This is a genomic window from Hyphomonas sp. GM-8P (genome assembly GCF_003263315.1).
In the GTDB taxonomy this organism is placed as follows: Bacteria; Pseudomonadota; Alphaproteobacteria; order Caulobacterales; family Hyphomonadaceae; genus Hyphomonas.
This window is the reverse complement of sequence record NZ_AWFE01000056.1, coordinates 61,859-81,913: the sequence shown is the minus strand read 5'-3', so window position 1 is coordinate 81,913 and position 20,055 is coordinate 61,859. Positions and strand designations below refer to the sequence as shown.

At 62.5% G+C, this 20,055-nt stretch carries 24 protein-coding genes and 1 riboswitch; of the genes, 14 read left to right on the top strand and 10 right to left on the bottom strand.

Annotated features, from left to right (window positions below):
- Positions 1 to 146: 146 nt before the first annotated feature.
- The gene (locus tag HY26_RS04585; protein WP_233351538.1) at positions 147 to 764 is read right to left on the bottom strand and encodes an NAD(P)H-dependent oxidoreductase; all 618 of its coding nucleotides are present in this window, start codon (positions 762 to 764) and stop codon (positions 147 to 149) included.
- Positions 765 to 819: 55 nt separating this feature from the next.
- Positions 820 to 898, top strand: a riboswitch (SAM riboswitch).
- Positions 899 to 972: 74 nt separating this feature from the next.
- Here HY26_RS04585 and metA point away from each other — a divergent pair.
- From metA to HY26_RS04560, 5 genes are read left to right on the top strand one after another with little or no spacing between them, the layout of a single operon-like run.
- Positions 973 to 1,893: a homoserine O-succinyltransferase gene (gene metA / locus HY26_RS04580; protein ID WP_034761466.1), complete on the top strand. Its 921-nt coding sequence runs from the start codon at positions 973 to 975 to the stop codon at positions 1,891 to 1,893.
- A gap of 3 nt (positions 1,894 to 1,896) precedes the next feature.
- Positions 1,897 to 2,292: a VOC family protein gene (locus HY26_RS04575; RefSeq protein WP_112073033.1), complete on the top strand. Its 396-nt coding sequence runs from the start codon at positions 1,897 to 1,899 to the stop codon at positions 2,290 to 2,292.
- Between the two features lie 17 nt (positions 2,293 to 2,309).
- The gene (locus HY26_RS04570) at positions 2,310 to 3,203 is read left to right on the top strand and encodes a lysophospholipid acyltransferase family protein (RefSeq protein ID WP_051599514.1); all 894 of its coding nucleotides are present in this window, start codon (positions 2,310 to 2,312) and stop codon (positions 3,201 to 3,203) included.
- A 58-nt stretch (positions 3,204 to 3,261) separates the two neighbouring features.
- Positions 3,262 to 3,582, top strand: coding sequence for an acyl-CoA dehydrogenase family protein (locus HY26_RS04565; RefSeq protein WP_034761471.1), 321 nt, complete (start codon positions 3,262 to 3,264; stop codon positions 3,580 to 3,582).
- A 5-nt stretch (positions 3,583 to 3,587) separates the two neighbouring features.
- Positions 3,588 to 4,043 carry a YaiI/YqxD family protein gene (locus tag HY26_RS04560; protein ID WP_112073044.1) on the top strand — a complete coding sequence of 152 codons (456 nt, stop codon included), beginning with the start codon at positions 3,588 to 3,590 and terminating at the stop codon, positions 4,041 to 4,043.
- Here the strand turns inward: HY26_RS04560 and HY26_RS04555 are convergent.
- Complete coding sequence (locus HY26_RS04555; protein ID WP_233348569.1) at positions 4,040 to 5,056, bottom strand: LD-carboxypeptidase; 1,017 nt, start codon at positions 5,054 to 5,056, stop codon at positions 4,040 to 4,042. The two genes, HY26_RS04560 and HY26_RS04555, sit on opposite strands and share 4 nt — an antisense overlap.
- Before the next feature lie 245 nt (positions 5,057 to 5,301).
- Between HY26_RS04555 and HY26_RS04550 the strand changes: the two genes are divergently transcribed.
- Together HY26_RS04550 and HY26_RS04545 are read left to right on the top strand one after the other, a co-directional pair.
- Positions 5,302 to 5,901: a TetR/AcrR family transcriptional regulator gene (locus HY26_RS04550; RefSeq protein WP_034761473.1), complete on the top strand. Its 600-nt coding sequence runs from the start codon at positions 5,302 to 5,304 to the stop codon at positions 5,899 to 5,901.
- A 4-nt stretch (positions 5,902 to 5,905) separates the two neighbouring features.
- On the top strand, positions 5,906 to 6,805 hold the full coding sequence (locus HY26_RS04545) for an SDR family oxidoreductase (RefSeq protein WP_112073032.1): 900 nt from the start codon (positions 5,906 to 5,908) through the stop codon (positions 6,803 to 6,805).
- Between the two features lie 79 nt (positions 6,806 to 6,884).
- Here the strand turns inward: HY26_RS04545 and HY26_RS04540 are convergent, their stop codons facing one another.
- Entirely contained in the window at positions 6,885 to 7,286 is a 402-nt protein-coding gene (locus HY26_RS04540; RefSeq protein WP_034761485.1) for a PaaI family thioesterase, read from the bottom strand.
- Positions 7,287 to 7,440: 154 nt separating this feature from the next.
- Between HY26_RS04540 and HY26_RS04535 the strand changes: the two genes are divergently transcribed.
- From HY26_RS04535 to rpoN, 5 genes are all read left to right on the top strand, one after another.
- Positions 7,441 to 8,055 carry a ribonuclease D gene (locus HY26_RS04535; RefSeq protein ID WP_034761489.1) on the top strand — a complete coding sequence of 205 codons (615 nt, stop codon included), beginning with the start codon at positions 7,441 to 7,443 and terminating at the stop codon, positions 8,053 to 8,055.
- Between the two features lie 85 nt (positions 8,056 to 8,140).
- Positions 8,141 to 8,830 carry an LPS export ABC transporter periplasmic protein LptC gene (lptC, locus tag HY26_RS04530; RefSeq protein WP_051599515.1) on the top strand — a complete coding sequence of 230 codons (690 nt, stop codon included), beginning with the start codon at positions 8,141 to 8,143 and terminating at the stop codon, positions 8,828 to 8,830.
- Positions 8,817 to 9,344, top strand: a complete 528-nt coding sequence (locus HY26_RS04525; protein ID WP_112073031.1) for an LptA/OstA family protein — start codon at positions 8,817 to 8,819, stop codon at positions 9,342 to 9,344. The genes lptC and HY26_RS04525 overlap by 14 nt, the downstream gene beginning before the upstream one ends.
- Before the next feature lie 94 nt (positions 9,345 to 9,438).
- On the top strand, positions 9,439 to 10,173 hold the full coding sequence (gene lptB, locus HY26_RS04520; RefSeq protein ID WP_034761495.1) for an LPS export ABC transporter ATP-binding protein: 735 nt from the start codon (positions 9,439 to 9,441) through the stop codon (positions 10,171 to 10,173).
- 18 nt (positions 10,174 to 10,191) lie between these two features.
- Complete coding sequence (gene rpoN / locus HY26_RS04515) at positions 10,192 to 11,682, top strand: RNA polymerase factor sigma-54 (protein WP_034761497.1); 1,491 nt, start codon at positions 10,192 to 10,194, stop codon at positions 11,680 to 11,682.
- Between the two features lie 11 nt (positions 11,683 to 11,693).
- Here rpoN and HY26_RS04510 read toward each other — a convergent pair whose 3' ends face one another.
- Together HY26_RS04510 and HY26_RS04505 are read right to left on the bottom strand one after the other, a co-directional pair.
- The gene (locus HY26_RS04510; RefSeq protein ID WP_051599516.1) at positions 11,694 to 12,164 is read right to left on the bottom strand and encodes a nucleoside deaminase; all 471 of its coding nucleotides are present in this window, start codon (positions 12,162 to 12,164) and stop codon (positions 11,694 to 11,696) included.
- 46 nt (positions 12,165 to 12,210) lie between these two features.
- The gene (locus tag HY26_RS04505; protein ID WP_112073030.1) at positions 12,211 to 12,891 is read right to left on the bottom strand and encodes an FMN-dependent NADH-azoreductase; all 681 of its coding nucleotides are present in this window, start codon (positions 12,889 to 12,891) and stop codon (positions 12,211 to 12,213) included.
- Positions 12,892 to 13,134: 243 nt separating this feature from the next.
- Here HY26_RS04505 and HY26_RS04500 point away from each other — a divergent pair, with 243 nt between their 5' ends.
- Positions 13,135 to 13,995, top strand: coding sequence for a LysR substrate-binding domain-containing protein (locus tag HY26_RS04500; RefSeq protein ID WP_158531419.1), 861 nt, complete (start codon positions 13,135 to 13,137; stop codon positions 13,993 to 13,995).
- Positions 13,996 to 14,090: 95 nt separating this feature from the next.
- On the opposite strand, the gene HY26_RS04495 is transcribed toward HY26_RS04500, so the two are convergent.
- The 5 genes from HY26_RS04495 to HY26_RS04475 all read right to left on the bottom strand — a co-directional run bounded on the left by HY26_RS04495 (position 14,091) and on the right by HY26_RS04475 (position 18,760).
- Positions 14,091 to 14,888, bottom strand: coding sequence for a S1/P1 nuclease (locus tag HY26_RS04495; RefSeq protein WP_112073028.1), 798 nt, complete (start codon positions 14,886 to 14,888; stop codon positions 14,091 to 14,093).
- Between the two features lie 52 nt (positions 14,889 to 14,940).
- Positions 14,941 to 15,792, bottom strand: coding sequence for a ribokinase (locus tag HY26_RS04490; RefSeq protein ID WP_112073027.1), 852 nt, complete (start codon positions 15,790 to 15,792; stop codon positions 14,941 to 14,943).
- On the bottom strand, positions 15,789 to 16,712 hold the full coding sequence (locus HY26_RS04485; protein ID WP_112073026.1) for a nucleoside hydrolase: 924 nt from the start codon (positions 16,710 to 16,712) through the stop codon (positions 15,789 to 15,791). The genes HY26_RS04490 and HY26_RS04485 overlap by 4 nt, the downstream gene beginning before the upstream one ends.
- On the bottom strand, positions 16,709 to 17,242 hold the full coding sequence (locus HY26_RS04480; RefSeq protein WP_112073025.1) for a thioesterase family protein: 534 nt from the start codon (positions 17,240 to 17,242) through the stop codon (positions 16,709 to 16,711). Before HY26_RS04480 ends, HY26_RS04485 begins: the two co-directional genes overlap by 4 nt.
- A gap of 327 nt (positions 17,243 to 17,569) precedes the next feature.
- The gene (locus HY26_RS04475; protein ID WP_112073024.1) at positions 17,570 to 18,760 is read right to left on the bottom strand and encodes a hypothetical protein; all 1,191 of its coding nucleotides are present in this window, start codon (positions 18,758 to 18,760) and stop codon (positions 17,570 to 17,572) included.
- Between the two features lie 280 nt (positions 18,761 to 19,040).
- Between HY26_RS04475 and HY26_RS04470 the strand changes: the two genes are divergently transcribed.
- Entirely contained in the window at positions 19,041 to 19,934 is an 894-nt protein-coding gene (locus HY26_RS04470; protein WP_034761525.1) for a stearoyl-CoA 9-desaturase, read from the top strand.
- The last annotated feature ends 121 nt before the right edge of the window (positions 19,935 to 20,055 follow it).

The following is a 20,055-nucleotide window of genomic DNA, read 5'->3' as shown; positions in this document are numbered from 1 at the left end:
CGGATGAAGCAACGTTAGGGCTGCCGCGCGTGGATGGAAAGACCAATGATAATCGGCCTCTTGCCCCCTGACCGGCTGGAGAGAAGACAGGCAGGCTGCTCTATGTCTGGGCCTGCCGCATCTTGTGCATCCGCGGGGCTGGGACTCTAACTTCCGAAATCTGAAGCATGTGCTTTCAGGTGCGCATCGAACCGGTCGAAGTCCGCCGCGATCTGCGGGGCCTTGCTGACATCGTGCGCCGCAAAAGTCGGCAGGGGCGACAAGGCGAAGAAAGCGAAATTGATGTGCACCGGGGCCAGCAGTTCATCGAGGCTTCGGCCGGCGAACAGGGGCTGGGTCGGATCATTGAATGCCGCACGGGGCGCATTCAGCGTGACCGACAACATGTAGCGTTTGCCTTCAAGTTTTCCGCCGGAGCCATACTGCTGTGAAGGGTCTTTCCGCGTGCGTCCGTCGCCGCGGGCAAGGCGCCCGTCCATACCGGCCGTATAGACCTCATCGAGATACCGCTTCAGCGACCAGGGCAGGCCCATTGAATTCAGCGGGAATTGCAGGAAGATCAGGTCAGCCCAGAGCTGGTTTTCGACTTCACGCTCCAGGTCCCACGGCTCTGCCGTGCGCACCTGCCGGACGGTCGCGCCGTCTGCCTCGAAGTGCGTCTGCGCGCGGTCGCAAAAGGCCTGGTTCAGCTTGCCCGGCGAGGTCGGGAAAGGCTGGTGGCCATTGATCAGGAGGATGGATGTCACGGGGCGCATGTAGACCATGCCTGCCTCACAAGCGCAATGCAGGCCTTGCCCCGCATGCGGTCCGGGGCTAAATGCGCTTAATCGTGGTGATTTGGCCGGCCGGCTTGCAGCCACGTAAAACAAGTCGCTAAAAGGGCCGCGCGCAGGAAATAAGACCCGTTCCGCGAACCCTTTTCTCCCTTGTTTTCAAGTCCTAAGCTGGCCGATCCAAGTGAGAGTAACTTCTGTGCCGATCAAGATTCCTGACGCCCTGCCTGCCCGTGACACGCTTCTCAAAGAAGGCGTGGCGGTGATGCGCGCGTCAGAGGCGGCACGGCAGGACATCCGCCCGCTGCAGATCGGCCTCCTGAACCTGATGCCGAACAAGGTCCGCACGGAGACGCAGATCGCCCGCCTGCTGGGCGCCTCACCCCTGCAGATCGAACTGTCGCTGATCCGCATCGGCAATCACACGCCGAAGAATACCTCTGCAGACCATCTGATCAGCTTCTATGAAACCTGGGAGCAGGTGGCCGACCGCAAGTTCGACGGCTTCATCGTTACCGGCGCGCCGGTCGAGCAGCTGGACTTCGAAGACGTCACCTATTGGGGCGAGCTGAAACAGATTTTCGACTGGACACGGACGAATGTGCATTCGAACCTGTTCATCTGCTGGGGCGCGATGGCTGCGGCCTGGCACTTCCACAAACTGCCGAAATACCAGCTGGCCAAGAAGGCCTTCGGCATCTACCGCCAGCGCAATCTCGCCCCGGCCTCACCTTATCTGAACGGCTTCTCCGACGACTTCCTGATCCCGGTTTCCCGATGGACGGAAGTGCATGCCGAGGACGTCGCCGCCCGCCCGGAGCTGGACCTGCTGGTCGACTGCCCGGCCACCGGGCCGAGCCTGCTGGAGCACGCCCCCAGCCGCAGCGTCTTCATGTTCAACCATGTTGAGTATGACAGCTTCTCTCTCAAGGAAGAGTATGAACGCGACCTCGCCGCCGGCAGCGATATCGCCATCCCGTTCAACTACTTCCCGGACGACGACCCCACCCGCAAGCCGCTGAACCGCTGGCGCAGCCATGCCCACCTCCTGTTCGGCAACTGGGTGAACCAGGTCTATCAGTCCACGCCCTATGACCTCGCCGAGATCGGGAAGGCGTGAGATATGGCAGCCGCGCTTGTCCCTGAACTCTATGTCAGAGACCTCGATCGCAGCCTGGACTTTTATTGCGGCGTCCTGGGCTTCCACATTGTCTATCAGCGCTCCGGAGAACGCTTCGCCTATATCGAACGGAATGGGGCAGAGCTGATGCTGGAAGAGCCTGTCGGCAGGGTCTGGCTCGCCGGGCCGCTTGAACCTCCCTATGGCCGGGGCGTCAACTTCCAGATCGAAGTCGCCGATGCTGCCGCCTTGCGGGAGGCGGCGCTCGCTGCCGGTGCGCCGCTGGTCATGGATCTCGAAGAAAAGACCTATCTGCGGGATGATGAACCGATCCGCGTGCGCCAATGCGTGGTGCAGGATCCGGACGGCTATCTTCTCCGCTTTTCGGAACTGGTATGACGGCGTAGGACTAGGCGATGATTCCCGCCGAAGCGCCTTCACCGGAACTTTCCTACGCATCCTATTTCGAGGACCCGGTGAAGCGCCGTCTGGTGCGTGTGGTGGAACGTTTCTCTGGCCAGCCGCGCCTGAAGAAACTTTACCAGCATTACCGCGAGCACCTCGCCAATGACGTGCCCTTCTTCGAAGCCGCGATCCGCTTGCTGGACCTCGACGTCCAGTTCTCCGCCTCGCGCCTTGCCGAAATCCCGAAAGAGGGCCCGCTGGTCGTTGTTGCGAACCATCCTTTCGGCGTGCTGGACGGGCTGATCATCTGCTGGCTGGTGAGCCTGCAGCGGCCGGATTTCCGGGTGCTGACAAACTCCGCGCTCGATGGCGTACCAGAGGCGCGGGACTATCTGCTCCGCGTCGACTTCTCCGGCACGCGCGAGGCGATGGCTGCCAACGTCGCCATGCGCAAGGCCGCGCTGGACCACATCAAGGCGGGCGGCTGCGTCATCGTCTTTCCCTCGGGCGGCGTCTCCACCACGCCGCGCCCGTTCGACCGCACCGCCGTGGACGATGAGTGGAAGCCTTTCACGGCAAAACTGATCACCCATGGAAATGCCTCGGTGACGCCCGTCTTTTTCGATGGCCAGAATTCCCGCCTGTTCCAGATGGCGAGCCATCTCTCGCTGGAGCTGCGCCTCGCGCTCGTCTTCCGTGAAGTCCGCCGCCGCATGGGCAAGTCGCTGCGCGTCGAGATCGGGCAGACGCTGTCGCCGGACGACCTCGCCGCCGCCGGCAAGCGCCGCGGCCTGATGGAATTCCTTCGGGAGCGGACCTATGAGCTCGCTGGCCCCGCCCAGCACGCCCGCCTCGCCCGCGCCGGCATACGCTTCCAGCAGAGAAAGCCGCTAGTTTACCGTTGAGCCCGCGCGCGACATTCCGGAAGATCGCCTCAGAGAAAAAGGAGCAATAGGGGAGCGTATGAGCCAGAAGGCAGACAAGTCAGATCCCGTCGCCGCAGCAAAAGCCCTGCTGCCGGAACTTGCCGCCCGTGCAAACGAAATGGACGAAGCCCGCGCCGACCTCCGTCTGGCCTGTACATATGTCACCCGTACCGGCGCAGACATCTGCCGCAACCTATATGAGCTTGGCGGCGGCGCGGACCTGTTCAAAACTTCGCCCCTCCAGCGCCAGTTCCGGGATGCCCAGGCCATGACCCAGCATATCATCACCGTCCCCGCCACATGGGAGCAGACCGGCCGCATCCGCTTCGGCCTGCCAATTGACGGAGGCATGATGTGAACGAACTGCAAGTCCTCGTCGATGCCGACGCCTGCCCGGTGAAGGAGGAGGTCTACCGCGTCGCCCTGCGCCATGAGGTGCCGGTGGTGATCGTCGCGAATTCCTACATCCGCATCCTGGAACATCGCCTCATCTCCCGCCAGATCGTGACGGACGGGTTCGATGCCGCCGATGACTGGATCGCGGAGCAGGCGGGGGCGGCAAGCCTCGTCATTACCGCCGACATTCTCCTCGCCCAGCGGACGCTGGAGAAAGGCGCGCGTGTGCTCGGCCCGAATGGCAAGCCCTTTACCGATGCCTCAATAGGGAATGCGGTCGCCGTGCGCGCGATCCATGCAGACCTCCGTGCAGGTCTTGGCGAGGGCGCGCCCAAGGGTGCCGCGCCCTTCACGAAACAGGACCGCTCCCGCTTCCTGAATGCGATGGACACCGCGCTGGTCGCCCTGAAAAAGTCGCTCTAGCGCACGGCAGGTTCGAGAAGGCGGAACGTACCGGTATCCGCATCCAATTCGACAAGACCGCCTTCCGGCACGGTGAACTGGTCCGTCAGGTGGCCGATGAATGCGCCGGTAAAGGCGGGCACGCCGAGCGGCTTCAGATGGTGATCCAGCACTTCGGTCAGGGTGAAGCCGCCAATGCTGCTGCCCTGGCTGCAATCGGTGCAATTACCGACAATCACCCCGGCAACGCGGCCCAGAACGCCCGCCTGGCCAAGCTGGGTCAGCATCCGGTCCACGCGGTAGACGGCTTCGTCGATATCCTCGAAGAACAGGATCGCCCCGTCGAAAGAGGGCAGGTAGGGCGTGCCGACCAGCGCCGTCATCACAGTGAGGTTCCCGCCCAGCAGGCGCCCGCGCGCTGTGCCCGGCGTGATCGTCTGGGTACGCCATTTCCGCTGGACAAGCCGGTCTTCCGTCGCGACCGGGTTGACATAGTCGGGTGTGGCGGCATCGAACAGCAGCGGCTTGAACGTCTCCAGCGATTGCTTGCCCCAGGCGGATATGCCGACCGGGCCATGGAACGTCACCATCCCCGTTTTGGCCTGAATGGCGAGGTGAAGCGCGGTGATGTCGCTATAGCCGATCAGCGCCTTCGGGTTCAGTCCGATCAGGTCGAAGTCGAGATGCGGCAGGATCCGCGCCGTGCCCCAGCCGCCGCGCACGCTCATGATGGCATTGACGTCCGGATCGCCGAACATCTGGTTCACGCCGTCCGCGCGGGCCTTGTCGTCGCCAGCGAAATAGCCGTCGCGGTCCAGAATGTTGTGCGCCCGTTTCGACTTCAGGCCGAGATTGCCGAGGGCCTCCTCGATCAGCTGAATGGCGAAGGGCTCCCACGTTGCCGAAGCCGGCTCGATCAGGCCGACCGTGTCGCCCGCTTTCAGCCGCGGCGGCAGGAGGAGCGGCATTCCACCGGCCTTCGCTTTTGCCTGTGCCATCGCTTGCGGCCCCAGCGCCAGCATTGCGCTGGCCATCCCCAACATCTGTCTCCGGTTCATCCGCGCCTCAGATCCTTGTTCGATTCACCCCGTTGCGGCGCCAAACATAGTCGGACTTCATGCCGCCGCGCCAGCAGGCTTCCTGCTAGGATCCCGCCGGTGATCTGATCTGCCGGATTTCCGGGCGCTCACATTCTGTTGATCAGGTTTGGCGGTCTGGCCGATTGCGATTAAAAACAGACCGGTCTAATAATAACCCAACAGGCCAGAGGAGGTGCCAGATGGCCCGGACCAGGAACCAGGAAAATTACGATGCCGCGAGGGAGAAACTTCTCGAGACCGGCCAGCAATTGTTCCGCCAGAAGAGTTTCTCCGAAACCGGCATCAATGACGTGCTGAAGCAAGCCGGCGTCGCCAAGGGCTCCTTCTATCACTACTTCGACAGCAAGGAGGCATTCGGCATTGCTGTTGCCCACCGCTATTCCGAAGCGCAGGTCGATTTTGCGCGCCAGATTCTGAGCGACCAGAGCGTGGCGCCACTGGCCCGCCTCAGGAATTTCTTTGAAAGCGCACGCTCCGATATGGCGCACAGGGGGTTCGGTGAGGGCTGCCTGATGTGCAACCTCACGACCGAACTCGCCGACGAGATTCCGGCATTCCAGTCGGAACTCAAGGACAACTGGGCCGGGCTTTCGGCCGAGATCGCTGCCTGCCTGCGGGAAGCAGACCTGTCGGCGATCGGACTCTCGCATCTGAGCGCGGAAGAAGCCGCCGACTGGCTCCTCAATGCCTGGAGCGGCGCCCTGACCCGCATGAAGGCGGCCGGAGATGACGGCCCCCTCAACCTCTTTCTCAAATCAGTCTTCAAAACCGGAGTGTAGAAGCATGACCCAATTCACCGCCAAAACGGTCCTTGTCACCGGCGCCAGCCGGGGCATCGGCCTGCTGACCGCGCAGACGCTTGCGGCACGCGGCCACTACGTGTTCGCCGGCATGCGCGACATCAGCGGCCGGAACCGCGATGCCGCGCAGGCCCTGCAGAAATCCGCAGCCGAAGCGGGCCAGTCCCTGCGTGTGGTGGAGCTCGATGTCACCTCGCAGCATGATTGCACGCGGGTGGCCGCCGAAATCGAACTGGAACGCCCGCTGGACGTGCTTGTGAACAATGCCGGCATCATGCCGGTGGGCGTGACGGAGGCTTTCTCGCTTGATCAGGTCCGGGCGTGCTTCGACGTCAACATGTTCGGCCTCGCGACGATGAGCCAGGCAGCCTTGCCTGCGATGCGCAAACGCCGGGAAGGGCTGCTGATCAATATCAGCTCCTCCGCCGGGCGTCTGGCGCTTCCGTATTTCGGGGTGTACTGCGCATCGAAATGGGCGATGGAGGCCTATTCGGAAAGCCTGAACTACGAGCTCGCCCCGTTCAACATCCAGTCGGTTCTGGTCGAGCCGAGCGGTCATGCGACGGACCTTGTCAGCACTGCGCCGTCCCCGGACAGACATGTCACGCTGGACTCATACGGTCCGTATGCCGCGGGGCGGGACAAGATGCTGGGCATGTTCGAGGCGCTTTTCGCGGAAGGTCTTTCCGGAAACGACGCCCAGAACGTCGCCGACCGGATTGTGGCGCTGGTCGAGATGCCGGGCGAGCGTCCTCTGCGCACGCAGGTCGGTGACGACATGGGCGTCACCGCGATCAACGAAGCGACCGCACCGATCCAGTCAGGCCTGATCGAGCAGCTGTCCGGCGTCTATGCGGTCGAGGAGGCCTACGAAGGCACCTGACCCGAATCCGCTGCTTCCGCAAGCAGCCCAGCCCCTTTGGGCTGGGCTGACGGTGAACAGTAACCCGCTTGGGGTTTGCCTAGAGGTTCATCTGGCTCTGGGTGGTCAGGGCGACGAGCTTGCCATCCTCGCGTTCGATCCGGGTCTGCCAGACCTGAAGGCGGCGGCCGATGCTGACCGGCGTCGCCGTCGCGGTGAGGACGGAGCCGGCAGGCGCCGCCGCGATCAGGTTCGTCTTGCTCTCGGGCGTGGTGGTCGTCTTCGCGCCGTCCGGCAGGTTCAGAAAGGCGCCCAGCGCCCCCGCGCAGTCGGCCAGCGTCATCAGGAAGCCGCCATGGGCGATGCCGCCGGCGGTGCAGAGATCATCCCGGACGGTCGCCCGCGCGACGATCCTGTCCTTTCCGGCCTCGACCACTTCAAAGCCGATCAGCTTCGCAAAAGGCATCGAGGCGGCGAGGGCGGCAAGCTGGTCAGCGGTCATTTCCGGCTCCTGTACATGGTGTTTTCATTGGATTGTTCATGGTCCGGGGCGCGGACTTGTCCAACAGGCTATCCACTCGGTGGGGCAGGCCAAGACCTGCCCGCGCGGCAGCGCTCACACTTGCCCTTAACCGCTTTCATGCTAGAGCCCGTTCATGAACGGGATCACACTCCATAAGGGCGACCTGCCGACCGGGCTCGACTTCGGCCCCCTCGTCGCTATCGACTGCGAGGCCATGGGCCTCAACCTCCACCGGGATCACCTGACGCTGGTCCAGCTGTCGTCCGGCGACGGCACGGCGCACCTGGTGCAGCTTGGCCGGGATTATGACTGCCCGAACCTGAAAACCCTACTGACCGATCCGAAGGTCGTGAAGATCTTCCACTACGGCCGCTATGACATCGCCATGATGCTGCGCTGGATGGGAATCACCTGCGCGCCGGTCTGGTGCACCAAGATCGCCTCGAAACTGGCCCGCACCTACACAGACCGCCACGGTCTGAAGGATGTCGCCCGCGAAGTGGCCGGGGTCGAGCTGTCCAAGGCGCAGCAAAGCTCCGACTGGGGCACCGCGGAGCTCAGCGACGCGCAGATGCAGTATGCCGCCTCCGATGTGCTGTACCTGCATCAGATCAAGGCCGGGCTGGAAGCCATGCTGATCCGTGAGGGCCGGCTGGAAATGGCGCAGGCCTGCTTCGATTTCCTGCCCATGCGCGCCCGGCTGGACCTGTCTGGTTGGGACGAGCAGGACATTTTCTCTCATAGCTGACCGGTGGTCATGCCTTCGCCGCTTTTGTCATGGCAGGATCGCGTTTAAACAAATCAGCTGAGTTGCTTACAGGTTCGCCAACGGCATGGACGCCGCCACACACCATGATCCCGCCTCGCTCTGGGCCCCGCGCCGCCAGCTGACGCTGGCGCAGGCCCGCAAGCGATCGGAACGTGTGCGGATGCTGCGCATGCTGTTCGTCGCCTGCGCGGCGGTCTCAATCGGGTTTTTCGCCGGACATGTCATCAAGAGTGCCCTGACCAGCGATTCCCGGCCGGTCAGCGTGACCAAGGATGCGTCCGTGACCATGCTGAACCCGCGCTTCACAGGGCGGGATTCTACCGGGCAGAGCTTCCAGATCACGGCCGATGCCGCGCGCCGCCGCCGCGCGGAAGACCAGGCGGTCGACCTGGTCGCCCCTATCCTCACTGACGAGGCCGGCAGCCGGGTCAGCGCGCCGTCCGGCATGTATGACCGCGCCGCCGGCATTCTGGAACTTTATGACGATGTCAGCATCACGGACGCGTCAGGCTACACCTTCGTGTCGACGGGGGCGCGGGTATATGTCGGGGAAGGCCGGGTCGAGGGCCTGTCGCCACTGCAGGGGAAAGGTCCCCTTGGCGACATCCGCTGCGACTCGTATGAAGTTCTGGAAGACGGCAACCGCATTGTCTGCGCAGGCAATGTGCGCACAGTCATATATCCGGCGCCCGCAGAAGAGGCGCCGACTGAAACGGAAACGACGGGTGAAGGTGATACGGATGGCTCGAACTAGGATTCTCGGCGCCCTGCTGGCGGGCTTGTTTGCGGCGTTCGCTGTGCCGGCCCACGCCCAGATCTCGTCTGAAGGCGGGCCGATCTACATCAATTCCGACCGCACCGAGAGCCTGGAGCGGGAACGCAAGGTCCTGCTGATCGGCAATGTCGACATCCAGCAGGGCGATGCCCGCCTGCGCGCCGACCAGGTCACCATGGTCTTCGCCAGCAAGGAAGGTGGTGCAACCAGTACTGTGGGCGGCAGTTTCGGCCAGATCGAGTCGATGACGGCCGAAGGTGATGTCTTCTATGTCACGCCCGAATTGAAGGCGAAGGGCGACCAGGGGGTCTATGTCGCCACCACCGATACGATCACCATGACGGGCAACGTCGCCCTGATGCGCGGACGCGATGTGGCAGAAGGGGAAGTGCTCAAGCTTGAGATCACGAACCGGCGCACCACATTGGATGGCGGCGATGGCCGCACGCGCATGATGATCGACCCGGATTCCGAAACCGGATCGAATGGGTAAATTTCAAAAGGATCGTGAAACCGATCTTAAGCATGTGAAGGTATCAGTCGTTCCGGGCAACAAACGCCCGCACTGAAAGGGATTCCGGAGAAAGATGACCGAGCCGGCCGAAGGCCTTGTCGTTAAGAATATTGCCAAGTCATTTGGCAAGCGACAGGTCGTGCGGGATGTCTCGCTTTCTCTTCAGCGCGGGGAAGTTGTTGGCCTGCTTGGACCCAACGGGGCCGGCAAGACGACCTGCTTTTATATGATCATGGGCCTCATCGGCGTCGATTCCGGGGAAATCTCGATCGATGGCGAGGATGTAACCCGTCTTCCAATGTATCAGCGCGCACGCCTCGGCGTGGGCTATCTTCCGCAGGAAGCCTCCATTTTCCGGGGCATGACGGTGGAAGAAAACGTGTTGGCTGTGGCGGAACTGGTCGAAAAAGACCGCGCCGCCCGCATGGCACAGGTCGATAGCCTGCTCAGCGAACTGCACGTGGAACATCTGCGCCACCAGGCCGCCACCTCCCTGTCGGGGGGCGAACGCCGCCGTGTCGAGATTGCCCGCGCGCTCGCATCGCGTCCAAGCTTCATGCTACTGGACGAACCGTTCACCGGTATCGACCCGCTTGCCATTTCCGACATTTCCGACCTTGTCCGCTACTTGAAGCAGCGTGGCCTGGGCGTCCTGATTACGGACCACCAGGTGCGCGAGACGCTCCAGATCGTCGACCGGGCCTATGTGATGTATGATGGTGAAGTGCTTTTCAACGGCTCGCCGGACAGCGTGCTGAAGAATGAGGACGTGCGCAGGGTCTATCTGGGTGAACAGTTCGCCGCTTGATCTCAGGGGGCGCGGCTTATGGCCATGAAACAATCACTCGACATGCGCCAGGGGACATCCCTGGTTATGACGCCGCAACTGCAGCAGGCGATCAAGCTGCTGCAGCTTTCCAATCAGGAACTTGCCGAGTTCGTCGAAGCAGAGATCGAGCGTAATCCGCTGCTCCAGAAAGCTGAAGACAATGACGGCCCCGCCGAAGGCCGCGAGCCGGCCCGCCGGGAAGAGATGTCGCTCGACGACCGCTCCGGCATGGGCGAGGCGCGCGAACAGCTGGATGCCCCGGGTGAGGACGTCTACGAGCCGGGCACGGGCTCCGACAATGCGATGCCGGCCGGTGTCTCCGGTCCCTCCGCCAAGGCCGACTGGTCCGGCGTCGGGGCAGGGCCTGCCAGCGACGATTTCGATGTGGCGTCCAACACCTCATCCAATATCACGCTGAACCAGCACCTGCACGACCAGCTCCAGCTGGCCGGTCTTTCCGCGGCTGACCGCCTGATCGCAGCGCGCCTGATCGACGAGACCGATGATGGCGGCTATCTCCGCACGACCGTCGAAGAAGTCGCCAGGGATCTCGGCGCCGACGAGGCGAATGTCGAAGCCGTGCTGCATGTTTGCCAGGGCTTTGAGCCAACGGGCGTCATGGCCCGCTCCATTCCGGAATGCCTGGCGCTGCAGCTGAAAGAGCGCGGCCGCTATGACCCGGCCATGGAAGCGATGATCGAGAACCTCGCGCTCGTCGCCAAGCATGATTTGAAAACCCTGTCGGACCGCTGTGGCGTCGGCAAGGAAGACCTGATGGACATGATGGCGGAGCTGCGCCAGCTCTCGCCGAAGCCGGGCTCTGGCTACTCCTCCGACACGACCATCGCCGTCCAACCGGACGTGTATGTGCGTGAGCTGCCGAACGGCATGTTCGCCGTCGAACTGAATTCCGACACGCTACCCCGCGTGCTGATGGACAAGGCCTATTATGCCGAAGTCTCGGCGCTGAAGATGCGCGACCAGGAGAAGGAATTCATCTCCGAATGCGCCGCTTCCGCCAGCTGGCTGATCAAGTCGCTGGACCAGCGCGCCCGCACCATCCTGAAAGTCGCAAGCGAAATCGTGCGCCAGCAGGATGCCTTCTTTGCGCACGGTGTCGCGCACCTGAAGCCGCTGAACCTGAAACAGGTGGCCGACGCGATCGAGATGCATGAGTCGACGGTCTCCCGCGTGACGACCAACAAATACATGTCGACGCCGCGCGGCCTGTTCGAGCTGAAATACTTCTTCTCCGCGGCCATTCCGGCAACCGGGGGCGGGGAGGCGCATTCCGCCGAAGCCGTCCGCTACCGGATCAAGCAGCTGATCGAGAAGGAAGACCCGGAAGACGTGCTCTCCGACGATCAGATTGTGGAAATCCTGACCGGCTATGGCGTCGAAATTGCCCGCCGCACGGTTGCAAAATACCGCGAAAGCCTGAACATCCCCTCCAGCGTCCAGCGCCGCCGCATAAACCGCGCCAGCTGAGGGGGGGGCGTTCAAGCAGGCCATCGCGCTAGCATGGCCTCAGTTCCCGGCACCGGGCGATGACGAAATCCAATATCGCGCTCAAGTGCGGCTTCATCGAGAACGTGGTAGCTGGACCGGTAATCGTAACCGGCCATAGCCGCCTGGTCGCGGCTCATCGCGAAATACACGACATCCACGCCCGCATTGCGAAGCGCCATGGCGCACATGGCGCAAGGCTCACCCGATGCGATCACGGCATGACCTCGAAGGCTCGTCCGTCCGAGTCTGGCCGATGCATCGCGAAGTGCTTCGATCTCCGCATGAGCCGTCGGATCGCTACAGGCGACAACGCGGTTCACACCCTCTCCGACAACAGATCCGTTTGCGTCGACAACGAGCGCAGCGAACGGTGCGGCGCCTGCGATTGCGCGTTCGGTCGCCAATTCGAGCGCGCGCTCCATCAAGGCATCAAGATTGGGCAACTCGTGGGAGGCGGCCATCGTGTTCTTTCCCGATTGAAGGGGACGGATTACGTCGGCCCGTATTTCAGGCTGCTTGCCGTGCCGCCGTGAGACGCGCAACCAGCGCGTCGATCGACTGTTCCGCCTTGGCGAGCGAAGTCTGCAGACGCTCGTCGGCGAACTCGTCGTACTCCACGGCGATTGAGTGCATCTGCGTGATACCGATATAGGCGAAGGGTGTCCGCACGCCGGGCTCGACATGGTTGCTTTTTTCAAGCCGCTCGCCGGGCTCGTACCCGAAATCGCCGCGCGAGGAGAGAACGACCAGTTGTTTGCTTGCGGGCACCATCGGCCAATAGGGTTCGCCATCGCGGCTGCGGTCAAAGCCGAAGGTCCTGCCGACGCGCACGATGTTGTCGATATAGGCCTTGAACTGAGCCGGAACGCCGAAATTGTACATCGGCACCCCGGCGACGATTACGTCGGCGTTCAGCAATTCATCGACAAGCGTATCGCTTTCGGCCAACACCTCGTGCATCCAGGCCTCCCGCTGATCGGCCGGTGTGAAGGCGGAATGAATCCAGCGACCGGTCACCGGCGCCGGAGGGGTCTGTCCAACATCGCGGTAGAGGATCGTGTCGTGCGGCCGGATTGTGCGCCAGGCCTCGACAAATTTTGCGCTCAGACGCCGGCTATGCGAGCCGAACTGTGTTTCGTCCGAGCGGCCGGGGCGGGCGCTTGCATCGATATGCAGAATGGTGGCCATGTGAATTCTCCTGGTTCTGAGGCATGTCGCCGGTTCTCAAGGGCTATATTTTTCATTCACGGGGCCGTTCTACAAAGACATGTTTTGGACCAATGCATGAGAAAGAGTCATCTATTGATTCAATCGATCACTACCTATCGCTCAGTTTCATGCGATCTTGTCTTTGCCGAGAGAGAAATTCCAATTCGAAAACTTCTTTGATGATGAAGTTAGGCTCATGTATGAGGGGGTATGCTCCGTGCCATGCCTTCCCTCATCTCGCTGCGCGCGTTCGATGCTGCTGCCCGTCTCGGGAGCTTCAAGGACGCCGCAGGCGAACTTTCGGTGTCGCCGACCGCCGTGTCGCACCACATTCGCGGGCTGGAACAGGCGCTCGACGTACAGCTCTTCGTGCGCGAGACGCGCGCGGTGCATCTGACCGAGACCGGGCGGCGGCTGTCTGAGCGGCTGGCCTCCGCCTTCACCGAGATCGCCGACGCGCTGAGCGAGGTTCATGCCACCGAACACGAACTGACCGTAACGACCACCCCGGCCTTCGCTGCACTCTGGCTTGTGCCGCGAATGGAGGCGTTTCACGCGGCGCATCCCGATATCCGCTTGAGGCTCGAAACCGGCACGGTACCTGTGGATCTTGCGCGAGACCGGCGGATCGATCTGGCGATCCGGTACGGCGTCGATGAAGGGCCTTTGCTGGCGTGCGCGCTGCCGCCGGAGCGGATCGGCCTCTATGGGGCGCCGAACATGGTCGCGGCGCTTGGCGGGCGCTTGAATGGCGCAACAATCCTGAGCACCGAGTGGGAACAACCGGGCCTGCCGCCCATAACGCCCGAAGCGTGGATTGCGGCTGCGTCAGCCGATGACAAGCCCGAGCTGCGGCAGTTTGAGCAGGAGCACCATGTTGCACAATGCGCGATCGCCGGGCAGGGGTTGGCGCTCATCAGCAACCTGCTTGCGGGGGATCTGGTGGCGCGCGGGCTGCTGACGCCTTTCCGGCCGGACATCCAGTTGCGGGGACTCTCCTACAGCGTGCTCTGCCTTCCGGAGCGGGTCCGGGTACGGAAGATCGCGCGCTTCATTTGCTGGCTTGAGGCTTCATACGAATAGGACGGATCCGAGTTGGCCTGTCGCAGACGGTGAATCTGTTGCAACGAAGGCTTCCGTCGATCACCTGCCAATGGACAAACAGCTGCAGACGGTTTTTATTCCGCCTGTGCTACCGTTTCGTCAGCGAACATCTCGTTCAGATACGCTGCCAGCCGTACGCCCCCCTTCGACAGTTGTTGGCGCAGGAAACCGCGGGTCTTGTAGACATAGTCGTAGGAGAGGATCTGGCTGTCCGGATAGATCTGGTCACGGATGGCCGCGCTCTCGTCGGCCCACTGGCCCGGCGTTGCGGCAGACCAGACGAGCACATCCTCAGCGGTGATCTTGGCGGTCAGCCAATCGGTCCATTCGGTGTAGGAGAGTTCCTGATTGTTGATCAGCAGCTCGTCCCAGACTTCGTGCAAATTGGTCCGCTCTTCAAAGAAGTAGCAGGTGAAGAGGTTCGCGCCCCGATCTGTGCCGTTGCCGGCATGCAGCGGCTGCTGCAGATCACCGACAAGGTGGATGATGAAGCGGAGCGCCAGCTGGCGCTGTTCCAGCGGCTGGGTCTCATCGATGGCGATGGCGCGGAAATGTTCGAGCGCCGTGATCGCGTTGCCCTCCGGCGGCGGGGTGATGTCCGCATAGACCTCGCCTTCCGGGATGGTGACATAGTGCCAGGGATTTGCCTCGCGGCGCCAGAAGTCAGACGAGTCGGAGCGCATGAAATCCGGCCAGTCGGAAGCCTCTGCCATGCTCTCCGCGCCGAGGATCTCTTTCACCGCTGCGGCGGCCTCATCGCTCAGATATTCGTCTCCAATGGCGGCGACGACGCGGTGGCCGGTCTTGCCCCAGGCGTGGGCAGGCGAGGCCGCAAGAGCGGCAAGGGCGAGGCTGAGCAGCAGGCGGCGCATGGCAGGTCTCCGGCAGGGAACGGGGCGGGAAAGGGTTACCCGACTGTTGGCGTCATTTCCCGCTAAGGGCAAGCGCATCGACGTCGCGGCGATGCGGCAGGCTCGGCTGGGCGCCGGGCTTTGTGCAGGCGAGCGCCCCGGCGGTGACGGCGAAGGCGAGCGCCTCCTGCGGAGACATGCCCTCAATCAGGGCCACCGTCAGCGCGGCCGTGAACGTGTCCCCGGCGCCGACCGTGTCGACCACCTCTACCTTTGGCGGCGCGGCCCGGGCGATTTCCTGCCCGTCCTTGTAAAGCACCGCGCCCTCCGCGCCGAGGGACACAGCGACCAACGCGCCGGAGGCTTTCAGCCGGTCGCCATAGACCTCTGCCTCAGTCTCGTTGACGGAGATGAGATCCGCTTCGGCCAACAATTCGTCCGGCACGGGCAGGGCGGGGGCGAGGTTCAGGCTGACGAAACCCGTCGCCTTCTTTACCGCCGCCAGCAGGGCCGGCACAGGCACTTCCAGCACGCCCATCATGTGTTCGATCGGCAGGTGCGCGACGTCATCCGGGCGCAGAACATGGTTCGCGCCGGGACAGACGACGATCAGGTTTTCGCCTGACCGTGCATCGACGGCGATCAGTGCCACGCCCGTTGTCTCGCCATTCACATGCGCAACTTCGGAAAGGTCGACACCGCCATCCTGCAACAGTTTCAGCGCTTCGTCGGCCATGTCATCGGCGCCGACGGCCGCGACCAGACGGACCTCTGCGCCAAGGCGCCGGGCGGCCAGGGCCTGGTTCGCGCCCTTGCCGCCGGGATGGCGGGCTAACCGCGCGCCGCCGACCGTTTCGCCCGGCCGGGGCAGGGCGGGGCCGGTGCCGACAATGTCGAGATTGATCGAACCGACGACGGTAATCATGCGCGCTCCATCAGCGAGATGATGAGGTCGAAGAAGCCATCCGCATCGGCGCCTGTCACCCAGTCGTGCGGGCCGCCCGGCGCGGCGGCGAGACAGGTCTGGCCGAAGCGTTCGCCTTCCTCGGTCACGATGCTGACATGTGTCGACTTCACATCGAACAGGTGCGGCGCCAGCAGGAAGGCGACCGTGGAGGGGTCGTGCATGGGCGATTTGCGGCCTTCCTTCCACCGGCCTTCCAGCTCGTTGCCGGCTTCCAGCAGCTGCACCATGATCTGGGCGCGCTCGGTCGGAATGGTTTTCAGCCGCTCGATACGCGGCAGTTCGGCCCGCACGGTGTGGGTGACATCGAGGCTCATCACGGTCGCGCGGATGCCCGATTTGAACACGATGGCCGCCGCGTGCGGATCGGCGAAGACGTTAAACTCGGAGAAGGGCGTGATGTTGCCGCCCTCGCTGTCCGCGCCGGCCATCAGGACAAGGCGGGAAATGCCCTGCGCAATGGACGGATCTAGGATCAGGGCAGCGGCGATATTGGTCATCGGGCCGGTCACGACGAGCGTGTATTCGCGGGGGTCAGCCGCTTTCAGCGTATCGACGAGGAAGGTCACCGCATGGCCGTCGGCGAGTGGCATGTCAGGCTCGAACGGGTCGAGGCCAGCGATGCCGCTTTCGCCGTGAAAGTCCTCTGCTGTGACAGGCGCGCGCAGGATCGGGGCAGGGCAACCCGCATAGACCGGCACGTCCACCCGGCCCATCAACTGGCACATCATGCGGGCATTGCGGCTGGTCAGCGCCAGCGGCACGTTTCCGGCAACGGTCGTAATGGCGCGCACGTCGAGCGTGTCGCTCGCCAGCGCCATCATCAGCATAACGGCGTCATCGACCCCGGGATCGCAATCTATGATCAGCGGCAGGCTCATGCGTGGGACGCCCGTTCGGCCCTCAGCTCGGCAATCGCATCAAGGAATGGCTTTTCCAGGGGCGGGCTGTCCATGGGCATTCCGATTGCTTCCAGTGCCATGTCTGCTGTGACCCTTTCTTTCCCGCGCCCTTTGAGCCGCGCGATCATGCGGCTGGTGGCGACCGTGCGGCCCTTCGAAATGAAGGTATGCCGGAAACACATATAGGCGCCGTCCCAGCCGACCATACGGGTCTGCAGTTCGAATTTCTGGGGAAACTTCATGGAGCGAAAATAGGTCAGCGCTTCATGCTGGATGATCGGCACCCAGCCGCGTGACCGGAACGCTTTCATCGTGCCGGTCCGGAACATGAAATTCATGATGCCGAGATCGGTAAACGAGGCGTAGCGGGAATTGGTCATGTGTCCCATCGGGTCATGGTCGCCGAGCCAGACGGCAGAGCGGATCGTGTGCACATCCAGGATGTGGGTTTTCGTCTTTGAAAACCAGGCCGAGAGCATGATCCGGAGGAGCCGGAAAAACAGGTTCATGGGGGCAGAACGCCTCCTCGTCACAGATCCAGACACGACGGAAAGTTGCTACAGGCCTGTAGTCTTCACTACACTGCCAGGCTTCCTCCCGAGCGCGACTATGAGGCGGAGCGCGCCGATTGCAAGTCAAACACGGGCCTTTGCCGTTTGCATCGCAGCCCGCCCGGAAAAAGACGCAAAAAAATGGGCCAGTTCTTTCTGAACTGACCCAATGAGCAGGTAAGATGGAGAAGCACCAGTATTGGGACTTCGCAAGAGCTTATGCCCGCCACGGCCTGAGCGTTCCAAAAAAACTGCCAATTATAGTTAATAAAACAAGGATTTGAGTTAACCGGACCTGCGGCGCCCGTAGAGGATCAGCAGGGCGACCAGTCCAATCGATGTGCCCTGGCTGGAGAAAACCTCCAGCATCAGGGCGAAGAACCAGGAGGGGAAATTGGTGCGGGTCTGGGCCTCGGTCAGCAGGTTGCCATTCCCTTGTCCCAGCAGTTCGGCATTGGCCGCTTCGATCTTTGTCTGCAGCTCGTCGCGGCGTTTGGCGAGGCCCAGTTCGTTTTGGGCATCGCGATAGGGTTTCTGCTCCGTGCGCCCAACGCGTTCCACTTCAGAGAGATAGGCTTCCAGCCCTTCGACAGACCGGGTTTCCGGCGGAATGCCTTCCAGCTGGCGGCGCCAGTCGGCGATCTGGGATTCCAGCACGCTGCGGTTGGCATCCGCGCGCACGATTTCTTCTGCGGCGGCCGTATTGTTCGCCGCGATATAGCGCTCGGTGCCGATGATGGAGGTGCCCATGCCGGCGAGAGCGAAGATCAGCGCGCGCCAGCCTTCCTTCATGCGGTGATTGGCCGTGTGCCAGTAGAAGAAGGTGAAGCCGCCAAAAGAGATGACGGCCGCGATGACGCCGGTCCAGCCCCAGATGCCCGACTGGATCGGATCGGCGACCGAAGTCGAAAAAGCCTGGTAGTTCGCAAAACCGGAGAGGGCCGCGGCGGCCAGCCCCGCCGACAGGAAGACCAGTGCCAGGAGGGAGATGATGAACTTCTCTCCGTTGAAGGGCTTCTTTTCCTTGGGTTTGAGGTGCGGGAAACGTACTTCCAGCTTGTCCGCCTCGCTGAGGGTTTTGACCTTTGCCTCGTGTTTCGCAAGGTTCCGGCTCACCTTGGCAGGCGCCGGCGTAAAGTCGGCATCCTGAACGACAGGACGCACCGCCGGGACCGGAGCTTCATCTTCCCGGATCAGCTCGGCTTCCAAGGGAAGGGGTTGCAGTTGCTTTACACGTTGGCGGCGGACCTCTTCTTTCAGGCGGATCAGCCCTGTGAAACTGCCTTCGGAACCGCAATTCGGGCATCCAAACGTGCCGAGCCGTGGATTGAGAACCAGCGAGCTTTCCCCGCCATCGCGACAGTCCGGCGTCAGGTCGCACAGCGTGCGGACTTCGCTTTCATCCTGGCTCGACTCGAAGTCGACCCCAAGTTCCTCAAGCTGCTGGATCGCCTGCAGGAGACGTTCATCCGCCATGAAGTTCTGACCCCGTTCGCATGGCGCGAACGCGCCCCGGCACCCGGTTTGTCTATCCGAATCCCCGCGCCCCAGTCACCCCCATCTGGCACCCCCATCTGGCACCCCCATCTGGCACCCGCACCGGCTGAGCCCCAAAGTGCGGCGGCAGCGCAAGCAGAATAACGCATACGTGACGCCTGTTTCATCTTTACGGGGGCGGCGTACTCCTTAAGGATGGGCCAGCCTGCCGGACGGAAACTAATCCAGCGGGAATCTGCTTGTCATCTGGAGGAACTGAATGACCCTGCCGCGCTCCATTGCGATCCCGAAGAACTGGAAGACCTTCAATTTTGCCAGCTTTTTCTCGGCTATCGGCTATCCCGTCCTGGGTGTTGCGCTGTTCGTGACCATGGTTCTACTGGGTATTTTCCTCAGCCATCTCACTTTCCACTGGTGGTACCTGCTGATCGCGTTCGCCGTGACCGCCTTCACGATCTTCGTCTGCAATGCCGGGATCGGACCGTTGCACCGCATCCTGCAGCACCGGGCAGGGGAACTCGCCGTGCCGGGACAGGTGCTGACCATGATCAATCTGGTCATCGCCATGCAGGGCAATGTGAAGGACTGGGTGAACTATCACTCCCAGCATCACCGCTTCTCCGACAAGCCGGGCGACCCGCACAACCCGTTCGAATCCAAGCGCTGGGCCTGGGTCGGCTGGATCCTGTGGCGCGACGAAAAAGACACCCAGCGCCCGCTGGCCATGTGGCTGAAGAACCAGCCAGTCATCGTCTGGATGGACCGTTTCTACAATGAAATCAGCCTTGTGGTGCACCTCGTCATTCCGGCGGCGATCTATCTGATCGTCTGGGCGGCGGGCGGATCCCTGCTGCTGACGGCGCTGATCCATGCCAGCGTGGTGATCGGCCGGGCGATCCAGTTCCATGCGACCGTCTACGGCATCAACGTGCTGGGCCACCTGAAAACGCCAATCTGGGCAGATCACCTGATCGGTCTCCTGACCGGCGGCGAGGCCTTCCACGACCATCACCATTCCGAGCCGACCAGCGCGCTGCACCGTCCGCGCAAGGGCATGTGGAACCGGATCGTCGATTATAACGGGACGATCCTGCTTGCGATGGAGAAAATCGGCTGGGTCCGGAACCTGCGCATCGCGCCGCAATTTGCCTGATCATCGGCCTGCAAAGGCAATGAAGAACACCATGTATACACCGTTCATAGCGGCCGGCTTTGGCCGGGTGCGGACCAAAAACAAGAGACCGGGAGCGTGCGCGCCTCCCGGTCTTTTTTAT